This is a genomic window from Bacillus sp. NPDC057893 (assembly GCF_042796455.1).
Lineage (GTDB): Bacteria > Bacillota > Bacilli > Bacillales > Bacillaceae_G > Bacillus_A.
The window spans coordinates 382264-398525 of record NZ_JBHVNG010000001.1 but is presented as its reverse complement, the minus strand read 5'-3'; the positions used below and the strand labels follow the sequence as shown (position 1 = coordinate 398525).

Sequence of the window (16262 nt, the reverse complement as noted above, 5' to 3'; positions counted from 1 at the left end):
TTTATTGTTGCTCCTTATTTGCAGCAAGGATGAGCTCTTTTGCTCCTTGTTTAATTAAACGGTCCGCAGCCTCTAATCCAACTTGCTTCGGATCATTGCCTACTACTATCTCTTTCAATAAAACAGAACCGTCCATAGAACCGACAAGCGCTGTTAATTCGATTGCATCATTTTCTTTAAGAGTTGCATATCCAGCGATTGGAACTTGGCATCCACCTTCAAGTTTATGAAGAAATACTCGTTCAGCAGCCACTGTTCTTTCTGTTACTGCATCATTAATATGTGCTAACAACTGAAGTAAATCCTTATCATCCTCACGACATTCAATCGCTAATGCACCTTGTCCTACGGCTGGTACACATAACGTTTCATCTAAATGTTCTGTAATAACTTCTCCGTCCCAGCCCATTCTCTGTAATCCTGCTGTCGCTAAAATAATTGCATCGTAATCTTCATCTTTCAACTTACGTAAGCGTGTATCGATATTCCCACGAATCCATTTCACTTGTAAATCTGGTCTCGCAGCTAGTAATTGTGCACTACGTCTCAAACTACTCGTCCCTAAGATCGCGCCTTCTGCTAAGTCTTTAAACGATTCTCCGTTTTTAGAAATAAAAGCATCACGAGGGTCAACGCGCTTTGGCGTACAACCAATCGTTAATCCATCTGGGAGTACAGCTGGCATATCTTTCATACTATGTACAGCCATATCAATTTCTTTCGTAAGTAACGCATGTTCAATTTCCTTTACAAATAAACCTTTTCCGCCTACTTTTGAAAGAGTAACATCTAAAATAACATCACCTTTTGTGACGATTTCTTTCACTTCAAATTCATATGGTAAACCAAGCGCTTTTAATTGATCGATAAACCAATTTGTTTGTGTTAATGCTAGCTTACTCTTTCGTGAACCTACAATAATTTTGCGCATAATTCTCTCTCCTCATTATAAATACCAAAAGTGGAAATTAGATAAACTGCTTAATAGAAAAATGTTAACTAGCATTACGAGAAATGCCCCGATATTCCACAGCACAATTTTCTTACCCTGCAACACATCTGCCGCTCGTAAATATAAGCCCACGCAATATACAAATAGAACGACAAAAGACCCGATTACTTTCGTATCATACCAATGGAAATTATCCAATTTTGTATATCCCCATATGCATCCTAATATAATTGCTAATAAGAAAAACGGAACAGAAAATAAATTTAATCCGTAAGACATCGATTCAAGCTTCGGCAAATTTCCTAACCTTCTTAATCTCGCATTCCATTTTTTCTTTTTTAATAGCCGATATTGCAATAAATACATGATAGAAAAAATAAACGATACAGTAAACGTTGCATAAGAAATAATCGCCATACCGACATGCACGTATACAAGTTCTGAAACTAATTGCTCTGCAAGTACTGGCGACATCTTTCCGAGCGGTGTAAAAATAGAAAAAGCGCTTACGCCAAATGCTACAACATTTGTAAAAAAGACTAAAAAGTCAATGCGCATAAATCGATTAATGACTAATGACATCGTAATCAATAACCAAACATAAAAATAAATCCCTGACAATAAAGTTAAAATAGGATTCGTTTCTGAATCTGTAGCCCTAAGTAACATAAAGATAGACTGCAATACCCATACAATCGAAAGTAACCAAAAAGCAAATCGGTTCGCCTTTCGGTTACTTTGAAAATAATCTATAAAATATAAACTAATGCTACAAGCATATAAAATAATTGCAATATGATAAATAATACTGTTATTTAAAAAACTCATCCGATCATCCTTCCAAGTTATAAAGATGGAACGGATGGTGTCCAGGCTCTTTTATGTTCTACTTCTTCCGTATTTCCCGCTTCTTCCACTTCTAAATCAAAAATCTTCGCAAATAAAGCTAATTTTTCGCCAGCTCCCTCTTCAGCAGCTAATTCTTTAGCTACTAAAATTGGATCTTTTAATAATTGGTTAATAATACTTTTCGTATGTTTACTAATTACTTTTTTCTCACGATCACTAAGGTTTGGTATTTTTCGTTCAAGGCTTTCCATCGTGTCACTTTGAATTGCTAGCGCTTTATCACGAAGAGCCGATATTAACGGTACAACACCAAGCGTACTTAACCAAGTTTTAAATAAAACCATTTCCTCTTCAATCATAAATTGAATTTTCTCTGCTTCTTTTAAACGTTCAGCACGGTTTGCTTCAACTACACCTTGCAGATCGTCGATATCATATAAGAAAGAGCCTTCTAATTCATCAATCGCAGGATCAATATCACGTGGTACTGCAATATCAACCATAAATAACGGACGACCAGAGCGCATTCTCTCTACTTTCGTCATCATCTCTTTCGTAATGACATATTCTGATGCACCCGTTGAACTAATTAAAATATCCGCTTCTAATAATGCACATTGCAATTCACTTAAAGGCTTTGCATGTCCCATATATTTCTCAGCCATCACTTCCGCTTTCGTAAGCGTCCTATTCATAACTGTTACTTTACGAGCACCGCTTCCGTATAAGTTTTGCAGTGCAAGTTCACCCATCTTACCAGCACCAAGAATAAGTACATGACAATCTGTTAAATCTCCAAATATTTTCTTTCCGAGCTCAACAGCAGCATAACTAACAGACATCGCACTTTCACCAATCGTTGTTTCTGAGTGCGCACGTTTTGCTAACGTAACCACTTGCTTAAACAACTCATTAAAAATTGTACCTGTCGCTTTTACTTGTTGCGCTTCTAAAAAGCTATCTTTTATTTGACCTAAAATTTGCGTTTCTCCAACAACCATAGAATCTAAACCGCACGTTACGCGGAATAAATGATCTATTGCGCCATCTTGTTCAAAAATAGACAAGTATGGTGCGACTTCTTCTATTTCAAGCTGAAACCAATCAGCTAAAAACTTCTTAATGTAATACCGTCCCGTGTGTAATTGATCGACAACAGCGTAAATCTCAGTGCGATTACAAGTTGATACAATGACATTTTCTAGTACGCTCTTTTGGTTTTGTAATGTAGTCATTGCTTGCTCTAGCTCTGCTGCCTGAAATGTGAGTTTCTCACGAAATTCTACAGGGGCTGTTCGATAATTTACACTAACAACAAGAATATGCACGCAGCATGTCCCCCTTCACCCGTTTTATCACTTTATCTACTATCATAATACAACTTTCCTCTTATGAATCTGACAATCGTGTGAACAACTGATTATTTTTTCTCCATATGTAATAAAGGAGCTTCAGTAAGATTAATAAAGAACTCTCTACTTTATAATAATTATAAAATAATAACTCTATTTGTACGTTACCAAAAAAAGTCCTCATAATCAAGTGATGGAAACTATTCCATATTAATTATAACATCATCTTTTCTATCTTCTTTCATCATGAAGGAAAATATGTATGATTGTTCCAAAATATAGTACTCACTTTCTCAATGCAATGCATTTGACATTGTATTTATTTTTCGTTATATTGATTTTACAAAATTAAATTGCGCACAATTTAAAAGTATAAGGAGTTGCTTATGAAAGAAAATCCTCTACATCTAGATAACCAACTTTGTTTTTCTATTTACGCTTGTTCTAAAGAGGTTACTCGTTTTTACCGACCCTATTTAGAAGAAATGGGCATTACGTATCCCCAGTACATTACTTTACTCGTACTCTGGGAACGAGACGGACTAACAGTAAAAGAAATTGGAGAACGTCTATTTTTAGATTCTGGTACTTTAACACCTATGTTAAAACGGATGGAATCATTAAAACTTGTACAACGTGTTCGTTCAAAAGAAGACGAGCGAAAAGTTTGTATTGAATTAACAGAACAAGGTAAAGATTTAAAAGAAATAGCTTGTTCATTACCAACAACGATGGCTACAAATTTAGGAATTACAGAGCAAGAATATCATTCTTTATTAATCCAATTAAACACATTAATTGAAACAATGAAAAAAATTAATGATAGAAAAGGGGAATAAACATGGATAAATTATATACTGCTTCAGTAACAGCTACAGGTGGAAGAAACGGTAAGGTAGTTTCAGATGATGGCATATTAAATCTTGATGTAAAAATGCCAAAAGCACTAGGTGGCGCAGGCGGAGAGGCAACAAATCCAGAACAATTATTTGCAGCTGGTTATGCAGCTTGCTTTGATAGCGCATTGCAACTTGTAATTCGTACAAAACGTATGAAAGTGGAAAGTACAGAAGTGACTGCACACGTTTCTATCGGTAAAGATACAGATGGTGGTTTCGGACTATCTGCTGTACTTGACGTACATGTTGCTGGTGTTTCTCATGCCGAAGCACAAGAACTTGTAGAAGCCGCTCACGGTGTATGTCCTTACTCCAAAGCAACAAGAGGAAATATTGAGGTTACATTAAACGTACGCTAAAAGTTTAGTAAATAAAAAAAACGCGCGACATTCGTCACGCGTTTTTTGTTTTTGTCATTTTATGAATTGCTTTCCATGCTTCTTCTTTTCCAAGACCTGTTTCAGAAGAGAATAGAACGATTTCATCGCCAATTTCAACAGCAAGCGTTTCTTTTACAACTTTTAAATGCTTTTGCCATTTCCCTTTCGGAATTTTATCGGCTTTCGTTGCAATAATAATTGTTGGGATTTCATAATGCTTTAAGAAATCATACATCATAATGTCATCTTTTGTTGGTTGGTGACGTAAATCAACTACTAATACAGCTGCGTCTAATTGCGTACGTGTTGTAAAGTAAGTCTCAATCATTCTGCCCCATGCCGCGCGCTCTGTTTTAGATACTTTCGCATATCCATAACCTGGAACGTCAACAAAATGCATCATTTCATTGATTAAGAAAAAGTTCAGCGTTTGCGTTTTTCCTGGTTTAGAAGAAATACGTACTAACTTTTTACGATTTAAAATTTTATTAATAAAGGAAGACTTCCCGACATTAGAACGACCCGCTAAGGCAATTTCTGGTAAATCACTGTCTGGATATTGTTCCGGTTTAACGGCACTAATTACAATATCTGCTTTTGTTACTTTCATTGTTTCACTCCTACTAATGCGTGCTCCAATACTTCGTCTAAATGAGATGCAAGCACAAACGTAAGGTTTTCTTTTACGCTCTCTGGAATATCATCTAAATCTTTCTCATTTTCCGCCGGTAAAATAATTTTTGTTAATCCCGCGCGGTGAGCACTTAATGTTTTTTCTTTCAAACCACCAATTGGTAATACACGACCACGAAGTGTAATTTCACCTGTCATACCAACTTCTTTACTTACAGGAATACCTGTTAGTGCAGAAATAAGTGCCGTTGCCATCGTAATACCTGCTGACGGTCCATCTTTTGGAACTGCTCCTTCTGGAACATGAATATGAATATCGTTTTTCTCATGGAAATCCGGATCAATATGAAGTTCTTCTGCACGAGAACGAATATAGCTAAACGCGGCTTGTGCGGATTCTTTCATAACATCCCCAAGTTTCCCTGTTAAAATTAATTTCCCTTTTCCTGGCGCTACAGACACTTCAATTGCAAGTGTATCGCCGCCCGCTGCTGTGTAAGCTAAACCTGTTGCCATACCAACTTGGTCTGTTTTTTCAGCTTGACCATAACGGAATATATGCTTACCAAGTAAATCAACAATATTTTTCTCTGTTACAACAATGCGCTTGCGTTCTGCTGTAACGATAATTTTTGCTGCTTTACGGCAAACTTTTGCAATTTGACGCTCTAACGTACGAACACCAGCCTCACGTGTATAATAACGAATAATTTCAAGAAGCGCTTCATCACGCACTTGCAAATTACCTTTTCGTAGGCCATGCTCTTTTAATTGTTTCGGCAATAAATGCTCACGAGCAATGTGCACTTTTTCAAGTTCTGTATAACCAGCAATCGAAATGATTTCCATACGGTCAAGCAATGGGCCAGGAACACTTGCAAGTGTATTAGCAGTTGCAACGAACATAACTTTCGATAAATCATATGGCTCTTCAATGTAATGATCACTGAAGTTATGGTTTTGCTCTGGATCTAATACTTCAAGTAACGCCGCTGATGGGTCTCCCCTGAAATCGTTAGACATTTTATCAATCTCATCTAATAAGAAGACTGGATTAACTGTTTTCGCCTTTTTCATACCTTGAATAATACGTCCTGGCATCGCTCCTACATATGTACGACGGTGACCACGAATTTCAGATTCATCGCGCACACCACCAAGAGAAACACGTACAAAATTACGATTTAACGATGTTGCAATAGAACGTGCTAACGAAGTTTTCCCAACCCCAGGAGGTCCTACTAGACAAAGAATTGGTCCTTTTAATGAATTCGTTAACTTCTGTACAGCTAAATATTCAAGTACTCGCTCTTTCACTTTTTCAAGACCGTAATGATCTTTATTTAAAATTTCTTCCGAATGAGCGAGGTCAATCATATCCTCTGTTGCTGTTGTCCATGGGAGAGCTAATAACCAATCAATATAATTACGAATGACACCACTCTCAGCAGAACTTACAGGTAACTTTTCATAACGATCTAATTCTTTCAGTGCAGCCTGCATTGTTTCTTCAGGCATTCCCGACTGTTCAATTTTCTCACGAAGTTCTTCAACTTCCCCGCCCTTGCCTTCTTTATCACCAAGTTCAGTTTGAATCGCCTTCATTTGCTCACGTAAGAAATATTCTTTTTGCGTGCGCTCCATTGAACGTTTCACTTTTTGTCCAATTTTCTTTTCTAGGCTAAGTAACTCTTGTTCATCTTGAATAATTGAAATAAGTGTATGTAGTCGTTCTTTCACAGATACAATCTCTAAAATCTCTTGTTTCTGCTTCGTTTTAATCGGTAAGTGAGAAGCAATTAAATCAGCTAGTCTTCCGGGTTCTTCTACATCAGCTACCGTTGCAAATGTTTCATTTGAAACTTTTTTCGAAACTTTAATATATTGTTCGAAATGCTCCAGTAACGTACGCATAAGAGCCTTCTCTTCTAAATCATCTTCTACTTCTTCAGTTACTGTTCTAATAGAAACTTGTACCAGATTTTCTTCTTCGATAAACTCTACTACTTCTGCTCTATGTAAACCTTCTACAAGGACACGAAGCGTACCGTTCGGCAATTTTAACATTTGCTTCACTTTCGCCACTGTACCTACACTATATATGTCATCTTCTTTAGGATCGTCGATATTCATTTCTTTTTGCATTGCTAAAAAGATGATATTTTCATCCATTGCCGCCTGCTCTAGTGCTTGTATCGATTTATCACGTCCTACATCAAGATGCAGAACCATCGTTGGATATACGAGAATGCCTCTTAATGGTAGGAGGGGTACAATTCTTTCATTCGTATTCATACTAGACATAGCACCTCCATAATAAATTAAACTCCTGTTCAACTATTTTATATTACAATACATCTAGATGCAATTGCAGAGATTCTTCGCAATTGTAAATCCCCTGTTTTTTTGTGCCTCACGAAAAGAAAAAAGACTCCGCTTAAGCATACAAACTTAAACGAAGTCTGGCAAATCTTTATTATTGTATATTCTCACATTGATTGCGCATCTGTTTCATCCAAAGCAGTATGTGCATCAAGCTCACGATGCATATTTTCCTGCATAAATGTTAATTCAAATACTTCTTTTAATTTGCGAACAGGAATGATCTCAATTCCCTTTATTGTATACAAAAATGGTTGCATGTTTTCAGCCGGAATGATGACTTTCTTAGCTCCCGCTTTTTTCGCAGCTTTTATTTTTGCGTACACACCACCAATAGGCTTCACTTCTCCGTGGATACTTATCTCACCTGTCATCGCTACTTCATTATTCACATACGTACGATGCACTGCTGAATAGACACCTGTTGCCATAGCAATACCTGCTGAAGGACCATCAATCGGGATACCACCAGGAAAATTAATATGTATATCATACCCTTCTGGCAACACATCTAGAGAACGAAGTACTGTTAACACATTATCAACAGAACCTTTCGCCATACTTTTACGGCGAATTGATTTCGTTTGGCTACCAATACTTTCCTCTTCTACAATTCCAGTGACATTTACTGACCCTTTATCTTTCGCAGGAATAGCTGTTACCTCAATTTCTAATAACGTACCTGTATTCGGCCCATATACAGCAAGCCCGTTCACAAGACCGATTCTTGGAATTGGATAAATACGTTTTTCGTACTTTGGTGTAAGCTGACTAGAATGAACAACCCACTCAATATCTTCATCTTTAATGAAAGGTCGTTCTTCATTTATCGCCATGCCAGCAGAAATTTGCACGAGATTAATTGCTTCTCGTCCATTTCTTGCATACATTCCAATCATTTCGATACCGTTCTCACCTACTTGCATTTCCACTTTGTCAGCTGCATTTTTCGCTACTTTTTGAATTTCTTCTGTATCTAATTCACGGAAGAACACTTCTAAACAACGCGACCTAATTGCAGGAGGAATTTCCTCTGGCGAACGCGTCGTTGCACCAACTAAGCGAAAATCTGCAGGTAAACCTTTTTGAAAAATATCATGTATATACGTTGGAATCATCGAATTTTCTTCACTATAGTACGCACTTTCCAAAAATACTTTCCGATCTTCTAACACCTTTAGCATTTTATTCATTTGAATTGGATGTAATTCACCAATCTCATCAATGAACAAAATACCACCATGCGCATCTGTTACAGCCCCTTTTTTCGGTTGCGGGATACCCGCTTGCCCCATTGCACCTGCTCCTTGATAAATCGGGTCATGCACTGAACCAATTAATGGATCCGCAATACCACGCTCATCAAACCTAGCTGTCGTTGCATCAAGTTCGATAAATGTTGCATTTGTACGAAATGGAGATTTCGGATTTCGTTTCGCTTCTTCTAATACAAGGCGTGCTGCCGCTGTCTTTCCGACACCTGGCGGACCGTATATGATCACATGTTGCGGATTAGGACCACAAAGAGCCGCTTTTAACGACTTAATCCCGTCTTCTTGCCCTACAATGTCTATAAAGGATGTAGGACGTACCTTTTCCGCAAGTGGCTCTGTTAAAGAAACCTCACGCATTTTACGAAGCTGCTCTAATTCTTTTTTCGATTCTCGATCAATTGAAACTTTTTGTGTTCGCTGATTTCGAAGTAAGTGCCAAAAATACAATCCGACAATTACGCCAAAAACAAGTTGAACAAGTAAAAATATATTTGTCCAGCTCATAATTCATTTCCTCCCGCTATGTTTTACCTTTTAGTATTTCCTGGGAGGAATAGTGCTAAACATAAAGAAAAACAGCAATTATAAAAATTGCTGTTTCTTCTTCGCATTATGCAGATGTTTTTGTATCAAGTACAGTACCGTCTTGTAACACCAATTTCGGCGGTTCATTATCAGCTACTGTTTCTTTCGTAAGAATACACTTCTCGATATCTTTGCGAGATGGCAGTTCGAACATTACATCAAGCATCAAGCCTTCAATAATAGAACGAAGTCCACGAGCACCTGTTTTACGTTCAATTGCTTTTTTCGCAATCTCAACTAGTGCACCTTCTTCAAACTCTAACTCAACATCGTCAAGCTCCAATAATTTTTGGAATTGCTTAACAAGTGCATTTTTCGGTTTAGTTAAAATATCTACAAGAGCATCTTCATCAAGCGGCTCTAGGTTCGCAATAACTGGAAGACGACCGATAAACTCCGGAATTAAACCGAATCTTAAAAGATCCTCTGGTAAAACGTGAGATAAAACATGCTTCTCATTTAAATCAGCATTTTTCTTCTCAGCACCAAATCCAATTACTTTCTCACCAAGGCGACGTTTAATAATAGGCTCGATGCCATCAAACGCTCCACCACAAATGAATAGGATGTTCGTTGTATCAATTTGAATAAACTCTTGATGCGGGTGCTTACGACCACCTTGAGGTGGAACGCTTGCTACAGTACCTTCTAAAATTTTCAGAAGTGCCTGCTGTACGCCTTCACCAGATACATCACGTGTAATTGATGGATTTTCGGACTTACGTGCCACTTTATCAATCTCATCAATATAAATGATTCCTTTTTCCGCTTTCTCTACATCATAATCAGCGGCTTGGATTAATTTTAGTAAGATGTTTTCTACATCTTCCCCTACATATCCAGCTTCTGTTAAAGATGTTGCGTCCGCGATCGCAAATGGAACATTTAAAATACGCGCTAATGTTTGTGCCAATAATGTTTTACCACTACCAGTTGGCCCAATAAGTGAAATATTACTCTTCGCCAATTCTACATCATCAATTTTGCTGTTAGAATTAATGCGTTTGTAATGGTTATATACCGCTACCGCTAGTGCTTTTTTCGCGTTATCTTGTCCGATGACATACTCATCTAAGATTTCACGAATTTCTACCGGTTTCGGTACATCTTTGAATTCTACTTCTTCGTCCTTCGCAAGCTCCTCTTGTACAATTTCAGTACAAAGCTCGATACACTCGTCACAAATGTAAACACCTGGACCTGCAACTAGCTTTCGAACTTGCGTTTGTGTTTTACCACAGAAAGAACATTTTAGTTGACCTTTTTCATCATTAAATTTAAACATATTTTCACACCCCTTACAAAGTGCTAACCTCTTGCCTTCGTATGTACACGATAAATGTATCGTATGTAAATACATATTATGTCACTACGTGGCGAGAAATACAAATAATATGACTAGTTATGTACAAATAAAAAAATTTTAAAACTTTTGAAATATGTATATTCGACTTACAAAGGAACTTTTCCTTCTTCATCGAAAAGTTTTATAAATATATTTCTATATTTATAAAACAAGGCACGATTAAAATCGCGCCTTGTTATTTTATTATGCAGCGTTGTCTACTAAGAAGTCTACAGCTTTACGCACTTTAAGGTCTTCAGATAAAGCGTCTACGCTTCCAAGAGCTTGCTTGATAGCGTCTACTGGCATACCGTACATTTCAGCCATTTTTTCAACTTCTGCAGTTACTTCTTCTTCAGTAACTTCGATGTTTTCAGCTTCAATGATAGCTTCAAGAACAAGATTGATTCTTACACGTTTTTGTGCATCCTCTTTCATTTGCTCTTTTAATTTGTCAGCGTCAGTACCTGTGAATTGGTAGTAAAGCTCAAGGTTCATACCTTGTTGGCTTAAACGTTGCTCGAATTCACGAACCATACGATCTAACTCAGTGTCGATCATAGCTTCTGGAATGTCGATTTCAGCGTTAGCAGCAGCTAATTCTACTACTTCGTCACGTACTTTGTGCTCAGCTTCGTGCTTTTTGCCTTCTTCTAAGTTTGTACGAAGTTTTGCTTTTAATTCATCAAGAGTTGTAACTTCTTCGTCAGCATCTTTAGCGAACTCGTCGTTTAACTCAGGAAGTTCTTTTGTTTTGATTTCGTGAATTGTTACGTTGAATGTTGCTGGTTTACCAGCTAATTCAGCAGCATGGTACTCTTCTGGGAATGATACTTCAACTTCTTTAGAATCACCAGATTTAAGACCAATTACTTGCTCTTCGAAACCTGGGATGAAAGTACCAGAACCGATTGCAAGAGAATAGTTTTCGCCTTTTCCGCCTTCAAATGCTTCGCCATCAACGAAACCTTCGAAGTCGATTACAGCTGTATCACCATCTGCAACAGTTCCTTCTTCTTTAACAACTAGTTCAGCTTGACGCTCTTGTAAAGCTTTTACTTCGTTCTCTACATCCTCGTCAGTTACAGTTGTTTCAACTTTTTCTACTGCTAAACCTTTGTAATCACCTAATTTAACTTCAGGTTTTACAGTAACTTTTGCAGTGAAAATTAAGTTTTGGCCTTTTTCGAATTTCTCGATGTCAATCTCAGGATGAGCAACTGGGAAGATACCAGCTTCATCGATTGCTTCACCGTATGCTTTTGGTAAGATGATATCTAAAGCATCTTGGTATAAAGATTCAATACCAAAGCGTTGTTCGAATAATGGACGAGGCATTTTTCCTTTACGGAAACCTGGTACATTAATTGTTTTTACTACTTTTTTGAATGCAGCGTCGATAGAGTTATTTACTTCTTTAGCATCAACTTCGATTGTTAAAACGCCAACGTTACCTTCTAATTTTTCCCATTTTGTAGACATTTATTCTTTCCCTCCAACTATAATAATGTATGCACATACCTCTATAGATTAAGATTTTTATTATCTCTTTTTTGAAATAACAAATGTACAAGTAACCCTCTAGCAAAAAGCTTTCAGATACAATGTTCCAATCTACTAATTGTCTAAAAGACAACTACGGTATATTTTGTTCGAGACTAATATGAAACATATTAAGTAAGAGAATTATACTCCTCTTCTCTTACAAACGGGCAGATTTCTGCCTTTTGCAACCCTTACATTATAACATAGAATGTGCTCGTTTCAATAACTGAACGATTCTTTTTCATAATTATACGGGCAAATACCCTTCTCTTTCAATGCGCAGTAACCATTGATAGGCAATATGGAATTCCTCAAACTCAATATTGTATGCTGTCATAAGTTCTTCTTCATCAATAGCCAATCCGAAACGCTTTCTTCCAATTCTCTCTAAGACGGCAGCCCAAATTTCTACTTTATCCATTAATAGAGGGAATGGGAAAATGCTAATTTGTAATTCTTTCCAGTATGTAACCATTGCATCAAATATATCCGGATAATTTTGCTCTAATCGGTTTGAGAATTTATGTATAATTTTATCGGATTGCTCCTCATTATGACCTGCAAATGCTGGAATCACCCTTATCGTATTCCCAAACTTCTCTACTTCTATCTCTTCTTCTATTTGATTTTCTACCATTTTATACAAAATAGAAGTTTTTAAATAAGGGTGCTGATCTTCGTCTATTAAAAATTTCTTTAAAGTAGGAAGCGCGAGATCCAGGTCTTTTAACGAAAGTTTCTGGATCACTCTTAGCATTTGACCAAAGTTTTCTCCAAAAAGCCCCTCGGTAAATTCTTCTAATTCAAAATTCGAATCCACTAGCGGTATATTTTCTTCATTCAGCATCCCTTGCGCAAACAAAGCAAGCTGTGCCAATTTTTCCTTTTGCTCAGGAATTATATCTTTCGTTTGCAAAACTTCCTCAACAGTTTCGATGACACCTTCATAATCATTTGTTTGAACTAAAATAGTTACATACGTTTCAAGAATATCACCAAATAATACAGCTCCTGTTTCAAGCAACTGCTCACATTTTTCTTTCGCTTCTTCCATATGTTTTAATTCTAGCAAACAAATAACTGAAGCTAATTCTGTTTGTTCCGTTTCTGCATTATACTGACGTAATATTTCAAAGCAGCGCAATGCATCTTCGAATTCCCGCTCTTTCAACGCTAAAAAACCTTTATCAATATAGCGTTCTGATAGTTGAGGAAACAATACGACCGTATTTTCTTTTTTATCCATACGTCCGCCTCTTTTTCTAGATTTTAATGATCTTCAAAGTAAATATATCAAATGCGTAATGAGAACACAACATTCCAAAATTATTTATTTGAAATATAGGAATATTCGATTTTCGCAACAAAAAAGCAACAAACTTTTAAATGAAATTCATTTTTCACAAACAAAAACCCTCAGCAACAGACGCAGAGGATTCATCATTAACGGAAAGCTTTTATAATTGTGGGGTATATAACAAGGGTAATAATTTGGAGAACAATAATTGCCATAACAATCATGCTAAAATAGAAGATTGGTTTACTTTGCTTCATTAAAAACATAATAATAAGCATCGTACAAGCAAACAAACTTAAAAAGAACAAACTTGTTGTCGAACTAAGTATACCACTCGGGACAAAGAACAATAAAACTACACTACAAGTACCTATAATTCCAAATAACCATTCCATTCATTCACTCATTCCCTTTCCCTCTCATGGCAGTTTTTTCTACGCTACTAAATGTTTTACGACATCAATTACATATGTTAACTTTTCATACGCCACAAACCCAAAAGCTACTGTTAAACCCGTTACGATTAACCCTTTCATCATCTCTTCCTCCTCATTTATCGTTGTTATCTTCATTATATAGGATTAGTAATTTGTTACCATCGAACTTCCTTACACTTACCTTACAGAATTGTAAGATTTCAAAAAAAGACTTCAAATCATGATATTATATTTTTGTACAATTAAGAATTTAATTTATAAGGGGGATTATATATGTTCAAAAAAATGGCTGCTGATGTTTTAGGATTAAGCGATGTAGGTTCTGTCATTACACCAAAAGATTATGATAAGGTTGATGCTGATGATTACGTGATGCATGAAGATGGGGAGAAAATTTACTTTCTTATTAAATCAAAATCAGATGAATATTGCTTTACAAACAAAGGATTAATTCATCTAGATGGTACAAGCGCGACAAGCAAAAAGCGTACACTACGCCGATATAGCTATAGTAAATATCAAATTAAAAACGTAGCACTTGAAACTGCAGGCACAATTGATTTAGATGTAGAAATTAAATTTCATATGGGAGATGAGCATTACTCAATTGATGTTCATAAAAAACATATTGAAGAATTAAAAGATTTATATAAGGCTCTTCTTAAAATCGAAGAAATTTCATACGACAACGATATTACATTGCAGTATGCGCATAAAAGTTTAGATATGGCCTCTAACACTTTTAGCCGTATTACAAATGCACAAGTAAATTTAGCAGAACAATTTAAAGAGATGAACGAGATCGCCTTTAACTGGCTTGTTGATACGAAGAAACAATATAACGTGAAAGATTATGGTTTTGTCTTTGAGAAGTTTATTAATAACTAATTTAAAACAAATAAAAAACCTTGTTATCAAAAGATAACAAGGTTTTGTTAGCGTCCCAGGAGAGATTCGAACTCCCGACCGTACGCTTAGAAGGCGTATGCTCTATCCTGCTGAGCTACTGGGACATGGAGCGGGTGAAGAGAATCGAACTCTCGACCAGAGCTTGGAAGGCTCTTGTTTTACCACTAAACTACACCCGCGTATGTTATTTTATTTTTCATCGTTAGCGCCGTTGCCCTATCGACAATATTTATTATATTCATAACTACTTATAAAGTCAACACTTTTTTAAAAGAGGATAATTTTTCTTATCCTCTTTTAAAAATTGCTTGTTCCACCAACTGTCCGTCTAATGTTTCAAAACGAACTTCTATATGATTTTCATCCATTTCTAATAAAGCGAATGTTTTTTCCACACGAGAGCGTGGGAGCAAAATACTTCCTGGATTAATAAATAAAATCCCATCAATTAATTCTGCCCCTAATACATGAGAATGTCCAAAGCATGCTACTTGCGCTCCTACTTCTTCTGCATGATACGCTAACGTTTGTAACGTCATTTTCACATTATGACGATGACCGTGTACAACTAAGAAACGAATTCCATCTACATCAGTTACAATTTCATCTTGAAAGTTAGCATAATCACAATTCCCTTTTACAACATGGAAACCTTGCAGCTCTTCGTGAGCAGGCGTTAGCTCTGAATCACCGCAATGAATCATGACATCTACTTTCCCTTCGTAATTCTCTTTTAACTGCTGTAATTCCTTCACAGAGCTATGACTATCGCTTACGATTAAAGCTTTCATCAATCTCTCTCCCTTATTCTTCTAAAAACCATTCTGGGATTTTTTCTTCTAATTTACGAAGAGCACGCCCGCGGTGACTAATCGCATTTTTCTCATCTGAGCTTAGCTCCGCCATCGCTTTTTTATATTCTTCTACATAAAAAATCGGATCGTATCCAAAACCATTTTCCCCGCGGCGCTGTTCTAAGATTTTTCCTTCGCACGTTCCGTTTACAATAACCGGCTCTTTATCAGCTTCAGGGAAAGCAACTGCTAGCGCACAGTAAAAACGAGCTGTACGTTTTTCTAAATCGACGCCGGTTAACCCTTGTAACACCTTATCTATATTCGCCTGATCATCTTTCGGCTCTCCAGCAAAACGAGCTGAATATACACCTGGTTTCCCGTTTAAGGCATCTACAATAAGACCAGAGTCATCCGCAATTACGATGGAATTCAACTGTCTACTAAGACTGTCCGCTTTTAAAATCGCGTTTTCTTCAAATGTTTCACCAGTTTCTTCGACTTCTTCAATATGAGGAAAATCGTGTAAAGATTTCACTTCTAAGTCAAATCTCTCAAATAACTCAGCAAACTCACGTACTTTCCCAATATTTTTCGTCGCTACAACAACTTGCTTCATATTTTCCACC

Annotated in this window: 15 protein-coding genes and 2 tRNA genes; 3 read left to right on the top strand and 14 right to left on the bottom strand. The window is 36.7% G+C overall.

The window, feature by feature from the left end:
- Position 1: 1 nt before the first annotated feature.
- Genes hemC through hemA form a run of 3 tightly spaced genes read right to left on the bottom strand, consistent with a single transcriptional unit; the run spans position 2 to position 3129 of the window.
- Positions 2-931: a hydroxymethylbilane synthase gene (gene hemC / locus ACFVQC_RS02245; RefSeq protein ID WP_002145529.1), complete on the bottom strand. Its 930-nt coding sequence runs from the start codon at positions 929-931 to the stop codon at positions 2-4.
- Positions 932-946: 15 nt separating this feature from the next.
- Positions 947-1780: a cytochrome c biogenesis protein gene (locus tag ACFVQC_RS02240; protein WP_215554308.1), complete on the bottom strand. Its 834-nt coding sequence runs from the start codon at positions 1778-1780 to the stop codon at positions 947-949.
- 17 nt (positions 1781-1797) lie between these two features.
- Positions 1798-3129: a glutamyl-tRNA reductase gene (gene hemA, locus ACFVQC_RS02235; protein WP_002112063.1), complete on the bottom strand. Its 1332-nt coding sequence runs from the start codon at positions 3127-3129 to the stop codon at positions 1798-1800.
- A gap of 410 nt (positions 3130-3539) precedes the next feature.
- Here hemA and ACFVQC_RS02230 point away from each other — a divergent pair, with 410 nt between their 5' ends.
- On the top strand, positions 3540-3992 hold the full coding sequence (locus tag ACFVQC_RS02230) for a MarR family winged helix-turn-helix transcriptional regulator (RefSeq protein WP_002112064.1): 453 nt from the start codon (positions 3540-3542) through the stop codon (positions 3990-3992).
- Between the two features lie 2 nt (positions 3993-3994).
- Positions 3995-4411 (top strand): organic hydroperoxide resistance protein, encoded by a 417-nt coding sequence (locus tag ACFVQC_RS02225; RefSeq protein WP_002015349.1) that lies wholly within the window; start codon positions 3995-3997, stop codon positions 4409-4411.
- A gap of 34 nt (positions 4412-4445) precedes the next feature.
- On the opposite strand, the gene yihA is transcribed toward ACFVQC_RS02225, so the two are convergent.
- The 7 genes from yihA to ACFVQC_RS02190 form a co-directional block, all read right to left on the bottom strand.
- Positions 4446-5042, bottom strand: coding sequence for a ribosome biogenesis GTP-binding protein YihA/YsxC (gene yihA / locus ACFVQC_RS02220; protein WP_002088829.1), 597 nt, complete (start codon positions 5040-5042; stop codon positions 4446-4448).
- The gene (lon, locus tag ACFVQC_RS02215) at positions 5039-7369 is read right to left on the bottom strand and encodes an endopeptidase La (RefSeq protein WP_002145524.1); all 2331 of its coding nucleotides are present in this window, start codon (positions 7367-7369) and stop codon (positions 5039-5041) included. The genes yihA and lon overlap by 4 nt, the downstream gene beginning before the upstream one ends.
- A gap of 185 nt (positions 7370-7554) precedes the next feature.
- Entirely contained in the window at positions 7555-9225 is a 1671-nt protein-coding gene (gene lonB / locus ACFVQC_RS02210) for an ATP-dependent protease LonB (protein ID WP_002112070.1), read from the bottom strand.
- 106 nt (positions 9226-9331) lie between these two features.
- Positions 9332-10591 carry an ATP-dependent protease ATP-binding subunit ClpX gene (gene clpX / locus ACFVQC_RS02205; protein ID WP_002145523.1) on the bottom strand — a complete coding sequence of 420 codons (1260 nt, stop codon included), beginning with the start codon at positions 10589-10591 and terminating at the stop codon, positions 9332-9334.
- A 264-nt stretch (positions 10592-10855) separates the two neighbouring features.
- A complete protein-coding gene (gene tig / locus ACFVQC_RS02200; RefSeq protein WP_377897339.1) occupies positions 10856-12133 on the bottom strand; it encodes a trigger factor in 1278 nt (425 codons plus the stop codon).
- A gap of 310 nt (positions 12134-12443) precedes the next feature.
- Entirely contained in the window at positions 12444-13442 is a 999-nt protein-coding gene (locus ACFVQC_RS02195) for a hypothetical protein (RefSeq protein WP_377897338.1), read from the bottom strand.
- Between the two features lie 197 nt (positions 13443-13639).
- The gene (locus ACFVQC_RS02190) at positions 13640-13888 is read right to left on the bottom strand and encodes a hypothetical protein (protein ID WP_002145520.1); all 249 of its coding nucleotides are present in this window, start codon (positions 13886-13888) and stop codon (positions 13640-13642) included.
- Positions 13889-14203: 315 nt separating this feature from the next.
- Between ACFVQC_RS02190 and ACFVQC_RS02185 the strand changes: the two genes are divergently transcribed.
- Positions 14204-14818 carry a PH domain-containing protein gene (locus ACFVQC_RS02185; protein WP_002160347.1) on the top strand — a complete coding sequence of 205 codons (615 nt, stop codon included), beginning with the start codon at positions 14204-14206 and terminating at the stop codon, positions 14816-14818.
- A gap of 51 nt (positions 14819-14869) precedes the next feature.
- Here ACFVQC_RS02185 and ACFVQC_RS02180 read toward each other — a convergent pair.
- The 4 genes from ACFVQC_RS02180 to ACFVQC_RS02165 form a co-directional block, all read right to left on the bottom strand.
- Positions 14870-14943: transfer RNA gene (locus ACFVQC_RS02180), tRNA-Arg, on the bottom strand.
- A gap of 1 nt (position 14944) precedes the next feature.
- Positions 14945-15018: transfer RNA gene (locus ACFVQC_RS02175), tRNA-Gly, on the bottom strand.
- 108 nt (positions 15019-15126) lie between these two features.
- On the bottom strand, positions 15127-15630 hold the full coding sequence (locus ACFVQC_RS02170; protein ID WP_070145014.1) for a metallophosphoesterase: 504 nt from the start codon (positions 15628-15630) through the stop codon (positions 15127-15129).
- 13 nt (positions 15631-15643) lie between these two features.
- Positions 15644-16252: an XTP/dITP diphosphatase gene (locus tag ACFVQC_RS02165; protein WP_377897337.1), complete on the bottom strand. Its 609-nt coding sequence runs from the start codon at positions 16250-16252 to the stop codon at positions 15644-15646.
- Positions 16253-16262 lie beyond the last annotated feature (10 nt).

Bases quoted from the DNA above. Each gene is read 5' to 3' on its own strand.
- hemC (WP_002145529.1), bottom strand. From the start codon at position 931: ATGCGCAAAATTATTGTAGGTTCACGAAAGAGTAAGCTAGCATTAACA.
- lonB (WP_002112070.1), bottom strand. From the start codon at position 9,225: ATGAGCTGGACAAATATATTTTTACTTGTTCAACTTGTTTTTGGCGTA.
- ACFVQC_RS02185 (WP_002160347.1), top strand. From the start codon at position 14,204: ATGTTCAAAAAAATGGCTGCTGATGTTTTAGGATTAAGCGATGTAGGT.
- lon (WP_002145524.1), bottom strand. From the start codon at position 7,369: ATGTCTAGTATGAATACGAATGAAAGAATTGTACCCCTCCTACCATTA.
- ACFVQC_RS02240 (WP_215554308.1), bottom strand. From the start codon at position 1,780: ATGAGTTTTTTAAATAACAGTATTATTTATCATATTGCAATTATTTTA.
- yihA (WP_002088829.1), bottom strand. From the start codon at position 5,042: ATGAAAGTAACAAAAGCAGATATTGTAATTAGTGCCGTTAAACCGGAA.
- clpX (WP_002145523.1), bottom strand. From the start codon at position 10,591: ATGTTTAAATTTAATGATGAAAAAGGTCAACTAAAATGTTCTTTCTGT.
- ACFVQC_RS02195 (WP_377897338.1), bottom strand. From the start codon at position 13,442: ATGGATAAAAAAGAAAATACGGTCGTATTGTTTCCTCAACTATCAGAA.
- ACFVQC_RS02165 (WP_377897337.1), bottom strand. From the start codon at position 16,252: ATGAAGCAAGTTGTTGTAGCGACGAAAAATATTGGGAAAGTACGTGAG.
- ACFVQC_RS02225 (WP_002015349.1), top strand. From the start codon at position 3,995: ATGGATAAATTATATACTGCTTCAGTAACAGCTACAGGTGGAAGAAAC.
- ACFVQC_RS02170 (WP_070145014.1), bottom strand. From the start codon at position 15,630: ATGAAAGCTTTAATCGTAAGCGATAGTCATAGCTCTGTGAAGGAATTA.
- ACFVQC_RS02230 (WP_002112064.1), top strand. From the start codon at position 3,540: ATGAAAGAAAATCCTCTACATCTAGATAACCAACTTTGTTTTTCTATT.
- ACFVQC_RS02190 (WP_002145520.1), bottom strand. From the start codon at position 13,888: ATGGAATGGTTATTTGGAATTATAGGTACTTGTAGTGTAGTTTTATTG.
- tig (WP_377897339.1), bottom strand. From the start codon at position 12,133: ATGTCTACAAAATGGGAAAAATTAGAAGGTAACGTTGGCGTTTTAACA.